We start from the raw sequence: 19,734 nt of genomic DNA on the forward strand, positions 1-19,734 counted from the left end.
GATCAAAAGTGCGCGATCTGGTCGAGATCGGCATGGGCCGGACCGCGAGGCGGGCCTACGAGCTGGACGACATCGAGATCATCCCCTCCCGGCGGACGCGTTCGTCGAAGGACGTCTCGACGAGTTGGCAGATCGACGCCTACCGCTTCGACATCCCGCTCATCACCCACCCGACCGACGCCATCGTGTCGCCGGGCACGGCCGTGGCGGTTGGCGAACTGGGCGGCTTGGGCGTGCTCAACGCGGAGGGCCTCTGGGCCAGGCACGCCAACGTGGAGGAGGCCCTCTTCCGCCTGGTCGAGGCCACGGAGGACACGGACGACCCCGGAGCCCCGGTCAAGGTCCTCCAGGAACTCCACTCCGCCCCGGTCCGCATCGACCTGGTGGCGGCCGCCATCAAGGAGGTCCGCGACTCGGGCGTCACGGTGGCGGTCCGCGTCAGCCCCCAGCGAGCCGCTGAACTGACCCCGGACCTCCTCGCCGCGGGCGTGGAGATCCTGGTCGTGCAGGGCACGATCATCTCCGCGGAACACGTCCTCCGCGACGGCGAACCGCTCAACCTCAAGTCGTTCATCGCCGACCTCGAGGTCCCGGTGATCGCGGGCGGCGTGGGCGACTACCGCACGGCGATGCACCTGATGCGCACCGGCGCGGCAGGCGTCATCGTCGGCTACGGCTACACCCCCGGCGTCACCACGACGGACTCGGTGCTCGGCATCGGCGTCCCCATGGCGACGGCAATCGCCGACGCGGCAGCGGCAAGGCGCGACTACCTCGACGAGACCGGCGGCCGCTACGTCCACGTCATCGCCGACGGCGGTGCCCTGACCAGCGGCGACATCGCGAAGTCCATCGCCTGCGGCGCGGACGCGGTCATGCTCGGCGAACCACTGGCCTCCGCCACGGAAGCCCCCGGCCAGGGCCTCTACTGGACGGCAGCCTCGGCCCACCCGTCAGTCCCACGCAGCTTCGTCTCACCCGGCGTGGACCAGGAAGTAGACCTCCGCACGCTCCTCTTCGGCCCGTCCGTGGACCCGCGCGGCGTCACCAACCTGTTCGGCTCCCTGCGCAGGGCAATGGCCAAGTCCGGCTACTCGGACCTGAAGGAATTCCAAAAGGTCGGCCTCACCATCCGAGGCTAACGACAAGAATTTAAAAGAAGAATTTTTGAAAAGATAAAAGCAATGGGCACCTTCCAAGCATCTCGGGAGGTGCCCATTGCTTTGTCGACCACGTCGGCGCAGGCAGGGACTGGTTGGAACGTGGCCGATTTTATTTGGGGGATTTGCCCCTTAAAATTGGAGATCGGGCAGGGCTTTGGGGCACTGCCTTTTGGCCCGATCAAGGGGCAAATCTAGGGGCTCCAAATCAAATCGGCCACAGCGGGCTGGAAATCGAAGCCGCTGACCGACCAGGCTGGGACCGAGAGCCAGGGGTGACCCTGCTGGATCAAGGGTCGAGGGGTGGCCCCGCTGGACCAAGAGGCAAGGGCAAGGGGCCGCTGGTCACAGGCCAGCGACCCCACCAACCCCACAGGCCCTACTTCCGCTGCTCAGCCGCCCTCTTCCGCAGTTCCCCCTCAGCAGCCCTCAACTCCGGCGTCAGGTTGTCCCCGAAGTCATCCGCCTCGAACACCTGCCGAATCTCGATCTCCGACTCGGCCCCATCCGGATTGGGCACCTGCCGAATCCACTCCACGGCCTCTTCCCGAGACCCCACCTGAAGAATCCAAAACCCCGCGATGAGTTCCTTCGTCTCGGTGAACGGCCCATCGACGACAGTCGTCCCGGAAGCCGAGAACCGAACCTTCGCCCCCTTGGAACTGTCCCGCAGCCCTTCCCCGGCCACCAACACCCCGGCGTCCACGAGCTTCGCGTTGAATGCCCCCATCTCCGCCAACAACTGCTCGCTGGGCAGCACCCCGGCTTCAGTCTCGGGAGTCGCCTTGATCAACGCCATGAACCGCATCAGTGATCCTCCAAGTCGGTAGCAAGAACCGCCCACAACTGCTCGTCGTACCGAGCACCCTCGAAGAGCCACGCCCCCCGGAGCACCCCTTCCAGCACCATCCCCAACCGCGCCGCCACCGCCGCGCTCCGCGCGTTGTCGGCCCGGCACCGCCACTCCACCCGGTGCATCCCACGCACCCGAACCGCCCACTCGACGAGCACTCGGCACGCAGGCGTCACCAGCCCACGCCCCTCAGCCGCGGGCTCCACCCAGCACCCCACCTCGCACACCCCCGACCCAACGTCGAAGGCCACGAACATCACCCCACCGACCAGCACCCCGTCGAGCCAGATCCCCAACAGCCGTCCGCTGTCCGCGGCCACCCGCTGGGCATACCGCTCCAGGATCACCTCGGCGGGATCGGACGCGAACGCCGACCCGACCCACGGCCGGATGTGCTCCCGAGCCCGTTCCAGGTGCTCGGCGAACTCGGGCGCGTTCCACGGCTCCAACGGTCGGAGCAGGGCGTCATCACGCAGGGGGAGGGAGAACATGGTGGCCACATGTCTACCTCATGACCGCCTAGCAGGTCCCCCCGAAACCCCACGCCCCCGCTAGATGATCTTGGACAACCCCTCCCTCGGTAGAGTGAAACCTCCGAGAAGCGAACCGAGGAAGGGCTACGTGGACGACCTGGTCGAGCTGGGACTGGCCGATACCGACACCGACGACACCGACACCACCGACGCGGACACCGACGCGGAGGTCGAGCCGACCGCCACCCCGTCGGCGATAGACAGCCGCGCGGGCTTCGCCGGATCGGTGGTCGCGCTGGTCGTAGCCGCCGTGGCCGGTGTGGCGCTCCTGGCGTGGCTGGTCCTCTTCTGGCTGGCCCCGCCGATCCTGGCCTGGTTGGACGCGCACGGGGTCTGAACCGGTTCGGATCTAGGCGTTACCGGAAGTAACCCCTACTCTCGGCTCCATGGGTGAACTCACCGGTAACAACGTGGACTTCGACGTCGTCGTGGTCGGCTCGGGGTTCGGCGGCAGCGTCGCGGCGCTGCGGCTGACCGAGAAGGGTTACCGGGTCGCCGTCGTCGAGGCGGGCCGGAGGTTCGCCGACGACGAGTTCGCCGAGACGTCGTGGGACCTGCGCAAGTACCTCTGGGCGCCGAAGCTGGGCTGCTTCGGCATCCAGCGCATCCACCTGCTGCGCAACGTCATGGTGCTCGCTGGCGCGGGTGTCGGCGGCGGGTCGCTGGTCTACGCGAACACGCTGTACCGGCCGTTGAAGCCGTTCTTCGCGGACCGCCAGTGGGCGCACATCACCGACTGGGAGGCCGAGCTCTCGCCGTTCTACGACCAGGCGAGCCGGATGCTGGGCGTGGTCACCAACCCGACCACGACCCCGGCCGACGTGGTGATGAAGCAGGTCGCGGCCGACATGGGCGTGGCCGACAGCTACCACCCGACCCCCGTCGGCGTCTTCTTCGGCGAGCCGGGGACAAAAGCCTCCGACCCGTACTTCGGCGGCGCGGGCCCGGACCGGACCGGCTGCACGGAGTGCGGCAGCTGCATGTCCGGCTGCCGGGTCGGGGCGAAGAACACCCTGGTCAAGAACTACCTGCACCTGGCGGAACGCGGTGGCGCGAAGGTGCTGCCGCTGACCACCGTGACCAGCCTCCGCGAGACCGGGAACGGCTGGGAGATCCGCACCGAGCGCACCGGGTCCACCCTCCGCAAGAACCGCCGCACGCTCACCGCGACCAGGGTCGTCCTGGCCGCGGGCACCTGGGGCACCCAGCAGCTCCTGCACCGGATGCGCGCCGACGGCACCCTGCCCGCGCTGTCGCCGAAGCTGGGCGAGCTGACCCGCACGAACTCGGAGTCGATCGTCGGCGCGGCCCGGCAGACCGTCGACCCGGACCGCGACTTCACCAGCGGCGTGGCGATCACGTCGTCGTTCCACCCGGACGCGATCACCCACATCGAGCCCTGCCGGTACGGCAAGGGCAGCAACGTCATGGGGATGCTCCAGACCCTGGCCACCGACGGCGAGTCCAGCACCCCGCGCTTCCTCCAGTTCCTCGGCCAGGCCGTCCGCCACCCGCGCCGGCTGCTGCGGCTGCTGTCGGTCAAGCAGTGGAGCGAGCGGACGCTGATCCTGCTGGTCATGCAGAGCCTGGACAACTCGATCACCACGTTCGCCAAGCGCGGCCTGTTCGGGCGGCACAAGCTCAGCTCCCGCCAGGGCCACGGCGAGCCGAACCCGACGTTCATCCCGGCGGGCCACCGGGCGAACGTGCTGACCGCCGAGCACATCGGCGGCATCCCCGGCGGCACCTGGGGCGAGCTGGCGGGCATCCCGCTGACCGCGCACTTCATCGGCGGCTGCCCGATCGGCGAGGACGCCGAGCACGGCGTCATCGACCCCTACCACCGCGTGCACAACTACCCCGGCCTGTCGATCGTCGACGGGGCGGCGATCTCGGCGAACCTCGGCGTCAACCCGTCGCTGACCATCACCGCGCAGGCCGAGCGCGCGTTCTCGCTGTGGCCCAACAAGGGCGAGGCCGACGGGCGGCCGGAGCAGGGCGCGGGCTACCGGCGGGTCGCGCCCGTCGCGCCGCTCAAGCCCGCCGTCCCCGCGTCCGCGCCCGGCGCGCTGAGGCTGCCGATCGTGGAGATCAGAGCCGGATCCCCGTCAGCACCATGACGCGCTCCTCGGTGAAGTCCTCCATCGCCGACCGCACGCCTTCGCGGCCGGTGCCGGAGCCCTTCACACCGCCGTACGGCATCTGGTCCGCCCGGTAGGACGGCACGTCGCCGACGATCACGCCGCCGACCTCCAGTTCCGCCGCCGCGGCGAACGCCACCTGCACGTCACGGGTGAACACCCCGGCCTGCAACCCGTACTCGGTGTCGTTGGCCTGGACGAAGGCCTCCTCGACGCTGTCCACCACGGACACCGCGAGCACCGGCCCGAAGACCTCCTGCTTCCACACCGACGAGTCCGCCGGGACGCCCTCCAGCACGGTCGGCTCGACGGTCGTGCCCGACTGGCCGCCGCCGACGTGGAGCTTCGCTCCCGACGAGACCGCCTCGTCGATCCACTCCTTCACCCGGACCGCGTTGTCGAGGTCGATCAGCGGTCCCACCTCGACCTCGGGGTCGTGCGGGTCGCCGGTCCGCAACGCCCCCACGGCCGCCACGAGCTTGGGCACGAACGCGTCGGCCACGTCGCGGTGCACGATCACCCGCTGCACGGCGATGCACGACTGGCCCGCCTGGTAGTTGCCGAAGGTCGCGATCCGCGAGGCCGCGTAGTCCAGGTCGGTCCAGTCCGCGCACACGATCGCCGCGCTGTTGCTGCCCAGTTCCATCACCACGTGCTTGCGCGGCGCGGAGTCCATCAGCGACCAGCCGACCCCGGTCGACCCGGTGAACGAGATCACCGGCAGCCGAGGGTCCTCGACCAGCGTCGCCATGTCCCCGCCGCGCACCGGCAGCACCGAGAACGCGCCGTCCGGCAGGTCCGTCTCGGCGAGCAGCTCACCCAGCAGCAGCGCCGACAGCGGGGTCGCCGAGGCGGGCTTCACGATCACCGGCGCGCCGACGGCCAGCGCCGGGGCGACCTTGTGCGCCACCAGGTTCAGCGGGAAGTTGAACGGGGCCACGGCCAGCACCGGCCCGCGGGGGACGCGGCGGACCAGGGCCATCCGGCCCGCGCCGTTGGCGTCGGTGTCCAGCCGTTGGAGGTCGCCGTCGAACCGGCGGGCCTCCTCGGCGGCGAACTTGAACACGCTGACGGCCCGCCGGACCTCGATCTCGGCCCACTTGAGGGGCTTGCCGTTCTCGGCGGTGATCGTCTCGGCGATCTCCTCCTCGCGCTCGGCCAACGCCCTGGACACGTGCTCCAGCGCCGCCGCCCGCACGTGCGCGGGGGTCTGGCGGAACTCCTTGGCCACGGCCGCGGCCGCGGCTATCGCGCGCTCGACCTGCTCTGGGCCGGGCACGGCGACCGTGGCCACCTCCGTCCCGTCGTACGGGTGGTGCACGGTGATCTCCCGCGCGCCCTGTTCCGGGCGGCCTGCGATCCAGCAGGGCCGGGGTTGAGGAGTGATCGCGTCCATGGCGTCAACGGTATGCCAGCGCGGCTCGACCGGCTCGGATGTGCTCGACGTGCGACAGGTAGTACTCGTCGTGCTTCTCCGCGCGCTGGACGTGGAACGCCGGGTTCTCCCTGATGGTGCGCACCATGTCCGCCAACCGGGTCAGCACGTGGTCGGTGATGCCTTCACTCGGACAGCCGTACGCCGAGCAGAACAGCTCGGCCCGCTCCCACCGCGATTCCGGCGTGCCCCACTCGGGTGAGAACGGTGCCAGGCAGTAGACCGCGTAGGCCACGTCCCACCAGCGCGGCGCGGGGTGGGCGGTGTCCCAGTCGATCACGCCCACCGGCAGCCCGGCCGCGAACACCACGTTGTACGGGGCCAGGTCGCCGTGGCAGACGACCTCCGCGGGCTCCAACGTCGGGAGCTGCCAGCCCGAAGCGTCCACCAGCGGGACGGACGCGTCGTGCAGCGCGCGCATCATCCGGGCGTACGCGACCAGCGCCTCCTCGGACCGCAGGGCCTCGCCGAGCGGCGGGTGGCCAACCTCACCCGGCAGGTACCCCAGCACCTCCCGGCCCTCGGGGTCGATCCCGTGCACCTCCGGCGTGAAGCCCAGTGGTGCCAAGCGCCGCAACAACTCGTGCACCCGCGGAGCCCACGGCCCGGCCGGTCGGCGGACCGTCGAACCGACCCGCACCACCTCGTTGAGACCGCCTCCGGTCAGGAGTTCTTCGTTCACGTCTGACATCCTTGCCCCGTGTCCGAAACCAGCAACCGGCCGGTACTCGTCGTCGACTTCGGGGCGCAGTACGCGCAGTTGATCGCCCGTCGAGTCCGCGAGGCCCAGGTCTATTCCGAGGTCGTGCCGCACACCGCGAGCGTCGCGGAACTGCTCGAGCGCGACCCGCTCGCGATCGTCCTGTCCGGCGGCCCCTCCAGCATCTACGAGGAGGGCGCTCCGCAGGTCGACCCGAAGCTGTTCGACGCGGGCGTGCCCGTGTTCGGCATCTGCTACGGCTTCCAGGCGATGGCCGTGGCGCTGGGCGGCACCGCCGAGCACACCGGCACCCGCGAGTACGGCCGCACCGAGCTGGGCGTGACCGAGGGCGGCGGCAAGCTGCACGACGACCTGCCCGGCCACCACCCCGTGTGGATGAGCCACGGCGACTGCGTGACGAAGGCCCCCGAGGGCTTCACCGTCACCGCCACCAGCGACGGCGCCCCCGTCGCCGCGTTCGAGGACACCGCGCGGAGGTTCGCGGGCGTCCAGTACCACCCGGAGGTCGGCCACTCGCCGCACGGCCAGGAGGTGCTGCGCCGGTTCCTGCACGAGATCGCGGGCGTGAAGCCGCAGTGGACGACCTCGTCGATCGTGGACGAGCAGGTCGAGCGGATCCGCGAGCAGATCGGCGACGGCAAGGCCATCTGCGGCCTGTCCGGCGGCGTCGACTCCGCGGTCGCGGCGGCCATGGTGCAGCGCGCCATCGGCGACCGGCTGACCTGCGTGTTCGTCGACCACGGTCTGCTGCGCGCGGGCGAGCGGACGCAGGTCGAGCGCGACTTCGTGGCGGCGACCGGCGTGAAGCTGGTGACCGTGGACGAGCGCGAGCGGTTCCTGGAGGCGCTGAAGGGCGTCACGGACCCGGAGCAGAAGCGCAAGATCATCGGCCGCGAGTTCATCCGCGCGTTCGAGCAGGCGGCGCGCGACCTCCAGGCCGACGGCGACTACGACTTCCTGGTGCAGGGCACGCTCTACCCGGACGTCGTCGAGTCCGGCGGCGGCACCGGCGCGGCGAACATCAAGAGCCACCACAACGTCGGCGGCCTGCCGGACGACCTCCAGTTCAAGCTGGTCGAGCCGCTGCGCGCGCTGTTCAAGGACGAGGTCCGCCGGGTCGGCACGGAGCTGGGCCTGCCCGAGGTCATCGTGCAGCGCCAGCCGTTCCCCGGCCCCGGCCTCGGCATCCGGATCATCGGCGAGGTGACCGGCCCGCGGCTGGAGATCCTGCGCCAGGCCGACGCCATCGCCCGCGAGGAGCTGACGTCCGCCGGTCTCGACCGGACGATCTGGCAGTGCCCGGTCGTGCTGCTCGCGGACGTGCGCAGCGTCGGCGTCCAGGGCGACGGCCGCACCTACGGCCACCCGATCGTCCTGCGGCCGGTGTCCAGCGAGGACGCCATGACCGCGGACTGGACGCGCCTGCCGTACGACGTGCTGGAGCGCATCTCCACCCGCATCACCAACGAGGTGGCCGACGTGAACCGCGTCGTGCTCGACGTGACGAGCAAGCCGCCGGGCACCATCGAGTGGGAGTAGGACTCCCCTGAACGACACGAAGGCCGTGACCCCGAGGGGTCACGGCCTTCGTCGTGAGTGGGTGGCGACTAGCGCCTGCCGCGGAGCACCGATCCGGCCAGCAGGCCCAGGCCGATGACGATCGCGCCACCGGCGACCACCCACCGCAGGTCCAGGAAGTCGGGCCAGTACTGGCCGCCGGTCAGCGCGAACGCCGACGCCATCAGGGCCCCGATGCCGAACACGAACGCCACGATGTCGAAACCGCTCCGCGGCTCCGTCTCCCGGTCAGCCACGGTTGACCACGACCTCTCCCAGTCCGGTGTGCGCGTTGAGCACGATCTTGAGGCCTCCGGGGAGCTTGTCCTCGCCCTCGGAGGTGAAGTCGAACGCGGGCGCCCGGCCGTCGCTCTGCTTGCCGAGGCACTGCACGGACCCGACCTCGGCCTCGCAGCGCACGTCCACGTCGGCGTTCTTCGGCACGGTCACCTGCACGGTGCCGACGCCCGCGTAGACCTCGGTCTCCACGGTGCCGGAGTTCGGCAGCGCGGTCAGGTCCAGGTCGAGGGTTCCCGCCCTGGTGTCGTACTTCCGCTGCACGTCCGCGATGGTCGCGGGCTTGTCGCTGAAGTCGCCGAGCCGGTCGCTGTCGCCGAACCCGCCGAAGTTCACCATCGTGGCGAACACCGCGACGGCGCCCAGCGGGATGACCAGGCCGATCAGTCCGCGACCGCCGCGGGTGAACGCGCCGACCAGCAGGCCGAGGCCCATCACGCCGACCACGAGGCCGAGCGTGTGCAACGGCGTGAGCCAGTTGTCGTAGGGGCCCGCGATCACCGATCCGGCCACGACCAGCAGCACCGCGCCGAGCGTGATGCCGGTGACCGGCGACTTGCGCCTGCGCCGCCGCACGGGCGGGGGCTCGGGCGACTTGACCACGGGCTGGCCGGGTTCCGGCAGGTCCCACGCGAACGGCGCGGCGCCCAGCGGGTCCCACGCGGGCGGGGTGTCGGCGGTCTTCTCCTGGCCTTGGCCCATGTCGGTCACCTGATCCGTGGCGAAAGCGGTCGTGGTCGTCGGGGCGGGTCGGTTGAGCGCGCCGCGTTCGCGGTGCAGCAGGAAGATCGCTCCGACGGACAGCAGCACCCCGGCCACCATCGTGAAACCGCCGTCGAAGAAGAACCCGGTCGCCGGGAACACCGCGAGGCACAGCAGCACCGTCAGCGGGATCGGCGTGGAGCTGCGCCCCCTGCCGATCAGCGCCTCGACGGGCGACACCTCGTCGTCCTCCTGCGCCAGCCCCAGCCAGCCCAGCAGGTAGATGAACACGCCGGCACCGTTGCACAACGCCATCGCGACGAAAGCGACCCGCACGATCACGGGGTCGATCCGGTACCGCTCCGCGATGCCCTCGGCCACACCGGCGATCTTGCGCCCGCGGTGCGGCCGTCTGGGCCTGCTGGCCCAGAAGTCCTTCAACGTCTCTTCGACGTTGGCTGCTGTCAGGTTCCCACTCACATCACCGAGTTTGGGGTGTAGCACCGCCTCGCACATCGGGGGAGCACCCTGAACACTGACTCGGGTGGAACCCTGATGACCCGCATCCGGGGGCGTGTGACGATCGAGTGGTGAGTTCGCAGGTGGTGGAGACGACAGCGGGGACGGACGTCGCGGTCCGCAGGCGCCGCGACGGGCGCGTGGTCGCGGGGGTGGCGGGCGGGATCGCCGACCACCTCGGCGTCGAGGTGTTCTGGGTGCGCGGGGTGTTCGCCGCGCTGATGGCCCTGAACGGCGTCGGCGTGATCGCGTACGGGCTGCTGTGGGTCTTCGTGCCGCAGCACGCGGTCGGTGTCGGGGACGAGGCTCCGCCGAAGCCGAAGGAACGCCAGCAGGCCATCGGACTGCTCGCGCTGGGGCTGGGCGCGGCGGTGCTCGTCACGCTGCTGACCGGCGCGGTCAGTGGGTGGGTCGTCGGCCCGCTCGCGGTGGCGCTGGTCGGCGCGGGCGTCGTGTACCGCGAGGCGGACGAGGCGCAGCGGCGGCGGTGGCGGGACGGGGCCCGCAGCGGGGTGTTCGGCCAGGGGGGCCGGTCGACGCTGATCCGGATCGTCTCCGGGGTGGCGCTGGTCGCGCTGGGCATCGGCGTGCTGCTGTTCAACACCTACAAGCTCGATCAGATCCAGTTCGCGCTTGTGGCCGTGCTCGCCACGCTGGCGGGCGTCGCGCTGCTCACCGTGCCGCTGTGGATCAAGCTGGTGAACGACCTGGGCGAGGAGCGCCGGGCGCGCATCCGGACCGAGGAGCGGGCCGAGATCGCCGCGCACCTGCACGACTCCGTGCTCCAGACGCTGGCGCTGATCCAGAAGCAGGCGGAGGCCCCGCGCGAGGTCCGCAGGCTCGCCCGCGGCCAGGAGCGCCAGCTGCGGGACTGGCTGTACGGCAGGGACTTCGGCGAGACCGCCCGCCCCACCACGATGTCCGCCGCCATCGCCTTGGCCTCGGGGGAGGTCGAGGACACGTTCGCCATCTCGGTGCAGCAGGTCGTCGTCGGGGACTGCCCGCTGGACCACAACCTGATGGCGATGGTGCAGGCCGCGCGCGAGGCGATGGTCAACGCCGCCAAGCACGCCGGGGTCGCGGAGATCAGCGTCTACGGGGAGGTGGAGGCGGACAGCGTCAACGTCTTCGTGAAGGACCGGGGCAAGGGCTTCGACCCGGAGGCCGTTCCGGAGGACCGGCATGGCCTCGCCGACTCGATCCGGGGGAGAATGGTCCGGCACGGTGGGGAGGCCAAGCTGCGCACGGGTCCCGGAGAGGGGACCGAGGTGCACTTGGAGATGCCGAGGAAGCAGGAGGCCAGGTCGTGACCGACGGCAAACGGGTCAGGGTGTTCCTGGTCGACGACCACGCGCTGTTCCGCGCGGGGGTTCGGGCCGAGCTCGATTCGATCAGCGACGAGATCGAGGTCGTCGGCGAGGCGGGCTCGGTGGGCGAGGCGGTCGCCGGGATCGGCCACCACAAGCCGGACGTGGTGCTGCTCGACGTCCACATGCCCGACGGCGGTGGCGCCGCGGTGCTCGCCCAGGTGCGGACCGCGCTGCCGGACGTCGTGTTCCTGGCGCTCTCGGTGTCGGACGCGGCCGAGGACGTCATCGCGGTCATCCGCGCCGGCGCCCGCGGGTACGTGACCAAGACGATCTCCAGCCAGGAGCTGGTCCGCGCGGTCGTGCGGGTGTCCGACGGCGACGCGGTGTTCTCGCCGCGGCTCGCGGGCTTCGTGCTGGACGCGTTCGCCGACCGGCCCGGCGCGGCCCCGATCCGGGACCCCGAGCTGGACCTGCTGACCCCGCGCGAGCGGGACGTGCTGCGGCTGCTGGCGCGCGGCTACGCGTACAAGGAGATCGCCTCCGAGCTGTTCATCTCGGTGAAGACGGTCGAGACGCACGTGTCGAGCGTGCTGCGCAAGACGCAGCTGTCCAACCGCTACGAGCTGTCCCGCTGGGCCTCCGACCGCAGGCTGGTCTGAGTTGACCCAGCGCACGGCACAACCGGTCCACCTGCTCGCCCGCTTCGCCACCGAGGTCCTCGCGCCCTGGGTGTGGGTGCTGACGCTGCCGTTCGCGGTGGCCGCCGCCGCGACCCGCTCCCTCTGGCCGACTGTGCTGTGGGGCCTGGTCGTGGCGATCACGGCGTCGGTGATCCCGATGGTCGTCATCGTCAAGGGCGCCCGCAGCGGGAAGTGGGACGGCCACCACGTCACCAACCGCGAGGGCAGGCTCGTCCCGCTGGTCGCGGCGGGCGGCTCGCTGGCCGTCGGCACCGCCGTGCTCGTCCTCGGGGGAGCGCCGCACGAGATGCTGGCGCTCGCGGGCAGCATGTTCGCGTCGCTGATCGTCAGCATGGCCATCACGTTCGGGCTGAAGTGGAAGGTCTCACTGCACGCGGCCGTGGCGTTCGCCGCCGTGGTCGTCGGCGCGGTCGTCTACGGGCCGTGGCTGCTGCTGCTCGTCCTGCCCGCCGCGCTCGTGGCGTGGTCGCGGGTCGAGCTGGGCGACCACACGACGGCGCAGGTGCTCGTCGGCTCGCTGATGGGCGTGGTCGTCGGCGGTGGCGGGTACGCGCTGCTGGAGCTGGCGTTCAGATCTTCGCCGAGCTGACGATCTTCTTCGCGCCCGCGATGGTCTGGACGCCGACCCGGTAGGCCTCGATGGTGGACTCGCTGCCGGTGGTGAGCGTGAGCTGCACGTCCACCGTGTAGCCGGTGCCCGTGGCCTCGACGTTGAGGATGTCCGCCTTCACCCGGTCGTACTTCTTCCAGAAGCTCTCGTACTCCTCGATCGTCGGCCGGTAGCTCGGCTCCAGGTTCTCCCACGCCGTGCGCGGGTCCTTGACGGCCGTCCCGTAGTGCAGGCGGACGAAGCCCGCCACCTCGTCGAGTTCACCGGCGGGCGCGCTGGTCTCGCCTGTCGTGGTGGGGACGCCGTACTCGTCGGGGAAGCTGTTCTGCCGGTTGTCCTGCGACGGCGGCAGGAACACCAGCACGCCCACGATCCCGGCCACCAGCACCGCGGCGGCCACGGCGGGTCCGACCCACTTGCGGCTGGGCCTCGGCGCGTCGAGCGCGACCGGTGGCGCGCCCGTGAGCAGGACGGCGGCGTCGGCCGCGGTGGGGCGCTTGGCGGGCTCGTTGGACAGCAGCCGCTTCATCACGCCGGTCAACGGCCCGGCCCGCTTCGGCAGGTCGATCTTGCCGGTCGCCGCGCGGTAGATGACGCCGAGGTTGTTGTCGGTGGGCCCGTAGGGCGAGCCGCCGTCGGTCATCGCGTAGAGGGTCGCGCCGAGCGAGAACACGTCCGACCGCGCGTCCGGCGCGTCGCCGCGGGCGACCTCGGGGGCCAGGTAGGCGGGGGTGCCGGAGATCATCCCGGCCTCGGTGAGCGTGCCGTCGCCGACCGCGCGGGAGATGCCGAAGTCGGTGAGCTTCACCGTGCCGTCGTGGCCGATCAGCACGTTCGCGGGCTTCACGTCCCGGTGCACGATCCCCGCCGCGTGGGCCGCGGCCAGCGCCGCCGCGATCCGGCCGCCGATCCGCCCCACCTCGGCCGGGGGCAGCGGCCCGTGCTCGTCCAGCAGCGCCGCGAGGCTCCGCGACGGCAGGTACTCCATGACCAGCCACGGCAGGCCGTTCTGCACGACGACGTCGAACACGCCGATGGCGTTGGGGTGCTGGAGCCGGGCCGCGATGCGGGCCTCGCGCATCGCGCGGGTGCGGGCCATCTCGGCCGCCGCCGGGTCCGAGTCGGGCAGCTTGAGCTGCTTCACGGCGACCTCGCGGTGCAGCAGGTCGTCGTGGGCCCGCCACACGACGCCCATCGCCCCGGCGCCGATCCGCTCCAGCAGGGAGTACCGCTCGCCGACCGCGTTCACCACCCGAGCAGGTTAGCCGCAGGGCCGCCCGCCCGTGAGGACCACGGCCGTCTCAGTTGGCTACTGCGGGTCCTCGTAGATCTTCGGCTGGCCGTCGACGAGCCTCACCGTGATCCGGTACGACCGGGCAGTGGTCTTGCCGTTCTTGACGAGCCTGACCTTGCCGATGACGAGGTAGTCGTCGCCCTTCTTCGCCACCTCGGGGTTCGCGTCCGGGGTGACCTCGTCGAACGCCGCCACGGACTGCTCGTACTCGGCGAACGTCGGCCGCTTGTCCTCGCCCATCTTCTCCCACGACGTCCGCGTCTCGTTCTTGGCCGAGCGGAAGTACCCGAGCACGAAGTTCGACGCCACGGTCGCGTTGAGCGTGACGGGTTTCGCGGCCGCGCTTTCGGTCGTCGTGGGCCCGCCTGCGAGCTGGCCCCCGTGGCGGGGGCCGCGCAGCGGGAGGAAGTGGATCGCGGCCACGACCAGCGCCGCCAGCACGCAGGCGGCGACGACGGGCGCGAGCCACCGGGGCCGCGTCCTCGCCGCCGGGGCGGGGGCGGGCGGCGGCGTGGGGGCCGGGCCCTGCGCGGTGGGCGGCTGGGAAACCGGGCCGCGCGGCGTGGGAACCGGGCTCTGCGCGGTGGGCAGCGGGGGAACCGGGCCGTGCGTGACGGGTGGCTGGGAAACCGGGCCGCGCGTGGTGGGGACCGGGCTCTGCGCAGTGGGCAGCGGGGGAACCGGGCCGCGTGCGGTGGGAGTCGGTCGCGGGGCCTGCACCGGGAGGCCCAGCGGGGTGGGGATCACCTCGGTCGGCAGGACCTCCAGCAGCGCCGCGGCCTGGGCGGCGGTCGGCCGGACCGCGGGGTCGACGGCCAGCAGCAGGGTCAGGGGGCGCAGCAGCGAGCCCGCGCGCGTGGGCCGTTCCAGCGCGCCCGTGGCGGCGCGGTAGAGCAGGCCGAGGTGGTTGTCGCTGTCGCCGTAGGGGGAGCGGGACTCGACGGCCGCGAAGAGGGTCGCGCCGAGCGAGAACACGTCCGACCGCGCGTCGGGCGCCTCGCCGCGGGCCACCTCGGGCGCGAGGTACGCGGGGGTGCCCGCGATCGCGCCCGCCTCGGTGACGGTGATGTCGCCGGTGGCGCGGGAGATGCCGAAGTCGGTGAGCTTCACGGCGCCGTCGTGGCCGATCAGCACGTTGCCGGGTTTCACGTCGCGGTGGACGATGCCCGCCGCGTGCGCCGCGGCCAGGGCTTTCGCGGTCTTCTCGCCGATCCGGGCCGCTTCGGCCGGGGTGAGCGGTCCGCGTTCCTCCAGCAGCGCCGCGAGGCTGCGGGAGGGCAGGTACTCCATGACGATCCACGGCAGGTCGTCCTCGACGACCACGTCGTAGACCGCGATCGCGTTCGGGTGCTGCAAGCGGGCCGCGATGCGGGCTTCACGCATGGCGCGGGTGCGGGCCACCTCGGACGCCGCCGGTGCCAGGTCGGGCAGCTTGAGCTGCTTGACCGCCACCTCGCGGTGCAGCAGCTCGTCGTGAGCCAGCCACACCACACCCATCCCGCCGCTGCCGAGCTGCTCCTTGAGCAGGTATCTGCCGCCGACAGCGTTCACTCGAGCAGGTTAACGGTCCGATCAGCTGGAGGCGACGAGCTTCGCCAACTCCTTCTCGAAGTTGATCCACAGGTCCTCTTCGCCGGGCTGCACGACGTCGTAGGTGAGGTCGAGGAACTCGGCGATGTGCTCGGCCTCCGCCGACAGGATCGCGAAACCCGTGGGGGCGTTCAGCTCCAGCAGGACGCGCTCCGGGTCGTCTGCCGCGGGCCGCACCATGATGTCGCCCTCGCCGGACGGGGTCAGCAGACCGTCGGCCAGCAGGTCGCGGGCGAACATCCACTCGACCTTGCCCTGCCCGGTGTGGAACAGCACGGCGACCGCGTACGGGTCCTCCGGGTTGTACTGGAGCTCCGCTTCGACCGGCGCCGGCGCGATGCCGGGGACCAGCAGCTGGAACGTGGTGCTGGCGGTGATGATCGTGTTCTCGGCCATCTGACTCATCCCTTCCCTACCTGCGTTGTTCACGCTCTCATGGGAGGAGACGTCCGAGACAGCGCTCCGAGACGCTATTCGCCCAGGAACCACGCTATCGGGGGAGACGTGGGTCTCACTTGCGGCTGTTTGGCCTGGTCGCCTGTCTCAACTGGCGCAGCGCCGATGACACGGCGTGTGACCGTTGATCACTTCAGGGTAACCGACGGCACTGGAAGGGTGGTGTCGACCGGTGCCACCACGGGCGCGGGACGGCGGCGGGTCAGCGCGATGCCGAACAGCACCACGACCATGCCCGCGACGACCCGGACCGTCAGCGCCTCGCCCAGGAAGGCCGCGCCCAGCAGCACCGACACGACGGGCAGCAGGTAGCCGACCGTGGTGGCGTTGGTGGGGCCCTCGTCCTCGATCAGCCGGTAGTTGATGATGAACGCGATCCCGGTGCCGAACACGCCCAGGATCGCCACGGCGATCAGCGCGGCGGCGTTGAGGTGCACCGGCTGGAGGCCCGCGACCGGCACGACCAGCGCCGTCATGCCCGTGCCGATGACCAGCTGCGTGGACGAGAGCTGCATCGACGTCAGGCCCTGGCCGGACAGCGTGCGGCCGATGTAGACGTACGCCACGGCGTAGCTCGCGGCGGCCGCGAGGCACGCCAGCGCGCCCCAGCTGGCCAGTCCGGCCGCGTGCCACGGCGCGAAGATCAGCAGCGTCCCGGCGAAGCCGAGGACGAGCCCCAGCAGCCGCGCCCCGCCGCGCTGCTTCTCGAAGCCCAGCAGCAGGCCGATCGCCAGCGTCCACAGCGGCGTGGTCGAGTTGATGACGCCCGCGACCCCGGAGTCGACGGTCTTCTCGCCGACCGCGAACAGGATGAACGGGATGACGTTGCCGAACAGCGCGGCGACCGTGAGGTGCCCCCACGCGGCGCGGGACCGCGGCAGCCGGTGGCCGCGCGCGTAGACCAGCGCGACGATCACCGCCGCGCCGAGGCCGGTGCGCACGACCGCGATCTGGACCGGTGACAGCCCGGTGAGGGCGATCTTGATCCACAGGAAGCTGGACCCCCAGACGAGGGCGAGGACACCGAACCTGATCAACGTGCCGGGCTTGTTCACAGCGCTAACGATGCGTCCGCCGAAGCGTCAGCACAAGTGAAAAGAACTGCACGACGTTGTAGCAGAACTGTAAGGTCGGGTCATGCTGGACGTACGCAGGATGCAGGTGCTCAGAGCCGTCGTGACCAGCGGTTCCATCACCGCCGCCGCCACGAACCTCGGCTACACGCCGTCCGCCATCAGCCAACAGGTGGCGGCGCTGGAAAAGCAAGCGGGCATCGCCCTCCTGGAGCGCGCCGGGAGGGGCGTCCGCGCCACCGAGGCGGGCAAGCTCCTCACCGAGCACGCGGCGGGCATCACCGACCGCCTGGTCGAGGCCGAGGCCGCGCTGGCGGACCTCCGCGCGGGCCGCACCGGCCGTCTGCGCGTCCGCTACTTCGCCACGGCGGGCGCGGCGCTCGTGCCCCCCGCGGTGGCCCGGTTCCGCACCGAGCACCCCACGGTCAAGCTCGACCTCAAGCTCACCGAGCCGCTGGACCCGATGATCGAGATCGTCGCGGGCCGGGCGGACGTCGCCATCGTCGTGCACTTCCGCAACACCGAGCCCGCCCCCGGCATCCAGCTCGTGCACCTGCTGGACGACCCGTACCTCGCTGTCCTCCCGCGCGGCCACGAGCTGTGCCGCAAGCGCGTCCTCGACCTCAACGACCTCGCCGACGACCCGTGGGTCGACTCGGCCCTCCCGCCGGGCGCGTGCCGCGACATCGTCATCGACGCCTGCGCGGGCGCGGGCTTCTCGCCGAACTTCGTGGTCGAGTCGGACGACTACCCGACCGCACAGGGCTTCGTGGGGGCGGGCCTCGGCGTCACGGTGATCCCCAAGCTGGGCCTCGGCACGGTCCACCCCGGCGTGGTCGTGCGCCGCCTGCGCCACCCCGAGCCGTTCCGCGGCATCTACGCCGCCTTCCGCGAGGCGGGAGCCGTCAACCCCGCCGCCGCGAGTCTGCTGGACGCCCTGAAGGACGCGGCGGCGGCGAGCTGAAACGCCACCGCGCGCCCCCCGGATCGTGCTGGGGGACGCGCGGTGGAGGGCTTTCGAGGAACTAGTAGCCGCCGAGCAGTTGATCGCTCTGGAGCAGCACCACTTCGCCGGACCAGTTCAGCACGATGAGGCGCTTCTCCTTGGCGGTGGTCTTGTCCTTCTTCGTGTACTTGAGGTCCACGACGTAGGCCAGGTCGCTGCCGCTGAGCTCGATGCTCTCGACGTCGACCTTCGAGATCGTGTTCCAGAAGCCCTTGTACCCGTTCAGGCCGTTGCTCGACGCCTGCATCTGCGGCAGCAGCCACTGGAACGACGAGCCGGGGTCCGAGGGCGCCAAGGCGTAGTAGTCCTTGACCATCTGCTTTTGGGCGGTCTGGTTCGGGCCTGCCGGGTCGGTGACCTTCGGCGGGAGTTTCGACCCGCCGCCGGACTCCGCGGGCTTGTCCGCCGAGCTGGGCGCCTCGTTCGGCGTCGACTGGGTGGCCGACGAGCCGGGGTCGGCCCGCTGCTGGTTGTCGTCGTTGCCGCTGGACAGGAAGCTGGCGACCATGATCCCGACGACCGCCGCCGCCACGATGGCCAGCGCGGTGATGATCGTGGACCGCTGCTTGCCCGACCCCGACGTGGGGCGCGGACCCGCGCCCGGCCGGTTGTTCGACCGCTGGGGAGCGGCCGCCGGACGCGGCGGGGCCTGCTGGTGGAACGCCTGCTGCGGTTGCTGCTGCTGGTAGGCCGGGCCGGGGCGGACGTCGATGCGGGTGCCGGGCGGCGGCGTGTTGACCGCGGCCTGCTGCGACATCGCGCGCGTCTGGAGGTCCGACGACACGGGCTGGCCGCGCCACGACGGCGGGCTCACCTGCTGCACGGCCATGGGGAACTCGGGCGCGGCCCGGCCCGCGGCGACGGCGGCCAGCGCCTCGCGCGCCTCGGCCATCGTCGGCCGGTCCTCGGGCTCGGGGCGCAGCAGGCGCATCAGCAGCGCGGTCAGCGGCCCGGCCTGCTTCGGCGGGTTGACCTTGCCGGACGCGACCTGGTGCAGCAGCGCGATGGTGTTCTCGTTCAGCCCGAACGGCGGCGCGCCCTCGATCGCGGCGTACAGCGTGGAGCCGAGCGAGAACACGTCCGACGGCGAACCGGGGTCGTAGCCCTTCGCCACCTCGGGCGCGAGGTAGGCGGGGGTGCCCGCGAGCATCCCGGTCGCGGTGACCGTGACGTCGCCGGTGGCGCGCGAGATGCCGAAGTCGGTGATCTTCACGACGCCCTCGTCGCCGAGCAGGATGTTGCCCGGCTTGATGTCGCGGTGCACGATCCCGGCGTTGTGGGCCGCGGTCAGCGCCGACGCCACCTGCTCGCCGATCGAGGCCACGTCGCGGGGCGACAGCGTGCCGCGCTCGGACAGCACGGTGGAGAGGCTCTTGGACGGCAGGTACTCCATCACCAGCCACGGCTGGCCGTCGTCCTCGGCCACGTCGTACACGGCGATCGCGTGGGGGTGCTGCAAGCGGGCGGCGATCCGCCCCTCGCGCATGGCCCTGCGCTTCGCCTCGTCCGTGTCCGCCGCGGCCAGGCCGGGCTGGAGCAGGAGTTGCTTGACCGCGACGATGCGGTGCAGGCGCTGGTCGTGCGCCTGCCAAACGACGCCCATCGCCCCGCTACCGATTCGGGTTCCCAATCGGTAGCGGCCTGCGACCAGGCGACCATCGTCGGTCACGGCTGCTCCCATGAGTGATTGCGGTGTGTCTTCGTCAGCGGCGGCCCGACTTCGGGTTACACCACTAGGGCACAAACGTAGCGACACTGGGATGGGTTCGAATTTAA

General features: G+C 71.2%; 19 protein-coding genes. 8 read left to right on the forward strand and 11 right to left on the reverse strand.

Translation table 11 applies throughout. The features are described 5' to 3' along the window. The first annotated feature begins 8 nt into the window (after window positions 1-8). Entirely contained in the window at window positions 9-1,142 is a 1,134-nt protein-coding gene (locus ACFWW9_RS06215) for a GuaB3 family IMP dehydrogenase-related protein (protein WP_390372159.1), read from the forward strand. A gap of 397 nt (window positions 1,143-1,539) precedes the next feature. On the opposite strand, the gene ACFWW9_RS06220 is transcribed toward ACFWW9_RS06215, so the two are convergent. Beyond that, window positions 1,540-1,968 (reverse strand): YciI family protein, encoded by a 429-nt coding sequence (locus ACFWW9_RS06220; protein WP_390372162.1) that lies wholly within the window; start codon window positions 1,966-1,968, stop codon window positions 1,540-1,542. Next, window positions 1,968-2,504, reverse strand: a complete 537-nt coding sequence (locus ACFWW9_RS06225) for a GNAT family N-acetyltransferase (protein WP_390372165.1) — start codon at window positions 2,502-2,504, stop codon at window positions 1,968-1,970. The genes ACFWW9_RS06220 and ACFWW9_RS06225 overlap by 1 nt, the downstream gene beginning before the upstream one ends. A 130-nt stretch (window positions 2,505-2,634) precedes the next feature. Here ACFWW9_RS06225 and ACFWW9_RS06230 point away from each other — a divergent pair, with 130 nt between their 5' ends. Beyond that, window positions 2,635-2,883 (forward strand): hypothetical protein, encoded by a 249-nt coding sequence (locus tag ACFWW9_RS06230; RefSeq protein WP_390372168.1) that lies wholly within the window; start codon window positions 2,635-2,637, stop codon window positions 2,881-2,883. Window positions 2,884-2,932: 49 nt separating this feature from the next. Then, entirely contained in the window at window positions 2,933-4,666 is a 1,734-nt protein-coding gene (locus tag ACFWW9_RS06235; RefSeq protein ID WP_390372170.1) for an FAD-dependent oxidoreductase, read from the forward strand. Here the strand turns inward: ACFWW9_RS06235 and ACFWW9_RS06240 are convergent. Together ACFWW9_RS06240 and ACFWW9_RS06245 are read right to left on the reverse strand one after the other, a co-directional pair. After that, entirely contained in the window at window positions 4,638-6,083 is a 1,446-nt protein-coding gene (locus ACFWW9_RS06240) for an aldehyde dehydrogenase family protein (RefSeq protein WP_390372173.1), read from the reverse strand. The genes ACFWW9_RS06235 and ACFWW9_RS06240 overlap by 29 nt on opposite strands. A 4-nt stretch (window positions 6,084-6,087) precedes the next feature. Further along, entirely contained in the window at window positions 6,088-6,804 is a 717-nt protein-coding gene (locus tag ACFWW9_RS06245) for a phosphotransferase (protein WP_390372175.1), read from the reverse strand. Window positions 6,805-6,822: 18 nt separating this feature from the next. On the opposite strand from ACFWW9_RS06245, the gene guaA reads away from it, so the two are divergent. Continuing rightward, window positions 6,823-8,382 (forward strand): glutamine-hydrolyzing GMP synthase, encoded by a 1,560-nt coding sequence (guaA, locus tag ACFWW9_RS06250; protein WP_390372178.1) that lies wholly within the window; start codon window positions 6,823-6,825, stop codon window positions 8,380-8,382. Window positions 8,383-8,450: 68 nt separating this feature from the next. Here guaA and ACFWW9_RS06255 read toward each other — a convergent pair whose 3' ends face one another. Both ACFWW9_RS06255 and ACFWW9_RS06260 read right to left on the reverse strand, forming a co-directional pair. Continuing rightward, window positions 8,451-8,657, reverse strand: coding sequence for a hypothetical protein (locus ACFWW9_RS06255; RefSeq protein ID WP_390372181.1), 207 nt, complete (start codon window positions 8,655-8,657; stop codon window positions 8,451-8,453). After that, window positions 8,650-9,879: a PspC domain-containing protein gene (locus ACFWW9_RS06260; protein WP_390372184.1), complete on the reverse strand. Its 1,230-nt coding sequence runs from the start codon at window positions 9,877-9,879 to the stop codon at window positions 8,650-8,652. Before ACFWW9_RS06260 ends, ACFWW9_RS06255 begins: the two co-directional genes overlap by 8 nt. A gap of 110 nt (window positions 9,880-9,989) precedes the next feature. On the opposite strand from ACFWW9_RS06260, the gene ACFWW9_RS06265 reads away from it, so the two are divergent. From ACFWW9_RS06265 to ACFWW9_RS06275, 3 genes are read left to right on the forward strand one after another with little or no spacing between them, the layout of a single operon-like run. Then, window positions 9,990-11,228, forward strand: a complete 1,239-nt coding sequence (locus ACFWW9_RS06265; protein WP_390372187.1) for a PspC domain-containing protein — start codon at window positions 9,990-9,992, stop codon at window positions 11,226-11,228. Further along, window positions 11,225-11,887 (forward strand): response regulator, encoded by a 663-nt coding sequence (locus tag ACFWW9_RS06270; protein ID WP_390372191.1) that lies wholly within the window; start codon window positions 11,225-11,227, stop codon window positions 11,885-11,887. Before ACFWW9_RS06265 ends, ACFWW9_RS06270 begins: the two co-directional genes overlap by 4 nt. A gap of 1 nt (window position 11,888) precedes the next feature. Then, window positions 11,889-12,518, forward strand: a complete 630-nt coding sequence (locus ACFWW9_RS06275) for a hypothetical protein (protein WP_390372194.1) — start codon at window positions 11,889-11,891, stop codon at window positions 12,516-12,518. On the opposite strand, the gene ACFWW9_RS06280 is transcribed toward ACFWW9_RS06275, so the two are convergent. The 4 genes from ACFWW9_RS06280 to ACFWW9_RS06295 all read right to left on the reverse strand — a co-directional run bounded on the left by ACFWW9_RS06280 (window position 12,499) and on the right by ACFWW9_RS06295 (window position 16,934). After that, window positions 12,499-13,791, reverse strand: a complete 1,293-nt coding sequence (locus ACFWW9_RS06280) for a serine/threonine-protein kinase (protein WP_390372196.1) — start codon at window positions 13,789-13,791, stop codon at window positions 12,499-12,501. The two genes, ACFWW9_RS06275 and ACFWW9_RS06280, sit on opposite strands and share 20 nt — an antisense overlap. Before the next feature lie 57 nt (window positions 13,792-13,848). Then, the gene (locus ACFWW9_RS06285; RefSeq protein ID WP_390372199.1) at window positions 13,849-15,384 is read right to left on the reverse strand and encodes a protein kinase; all 1,536 of its coding nucleotides are present in this window, start codon (window positions 15,382-15,384) and stop codon (window positions 13,849-13,851) included. Window positions 15,385-15,405: 21 nt separating this feature from the next. Beyond that, window positions 15,406-15,819, reverse strand: coding sequence for an SsgA family sporulation/cell division regulator (locus ACFWW9_RS06290; RefSeq protein WP_390372201.1), 414 nt, complete (start codon window positions 15,817-15,819; stop codon window positions 15,406-15,408). Between the two features lie 188 nt (window positions 15,820-16,007). Continuing rightward, window positions 16,008-16,934, reverse strand: coding sequence for a DMT family transporter (locus ACFWW9_RS06295; protein ID WP_390372203.1), 927 nt, complete (start codon window positions 16,932-16,934; stop codon window positions 16,008-16,010). An 82-nt stretch (window positions 16,935-17,016) separates the two neighbouring features. On the opposite strand from ACFWW9_RS06295, the gene ACFWW9_RS06300 reads away from it, so the two are divergent. Then, window positions 17,017-17,916 carry a LysR family transcriptional regulator gene (locus tag ACFWW9_RS06300; protein ID WP_390372206.1) on the forward strand — a complete coding sequence of 300 codons (900 nt, stop codon included), beginning with the start codon at window positions 17,017-17,019 and terminating at the stop codon, window positions 17,914-17,916. 61 nt (window positions 17,917-17,977) lie between these two features. Here the strand turns inward: ACFWW9_RS06300 and ACFWW9_RS06305 are convergent, their stop codons facing one another. After that, on the reverse strand, window positions 17,978-19,627 hold the full coding sequence (locus ACFWW9_RS06305) for a serine/threonine-protein kinase (protein ID WP_390372209.1): 1,650 nt from the start codon (window positions 19,625-19,627) through the stop codon (window positions 17,978-17,980). Window positions 19,628-19,734 lie beyond the last annotated feature (107 nt).

The sequence above is a fragment of the Umezawaea sp. NPDC059074 genome (assembly GCF_042738955.1).
Classification (GTDB): domain Bacteria; phylum Actinomycetota; class Actinomycetes; order Mycobacteriales; family Pseudonocardiaceae; genus Umezawaea.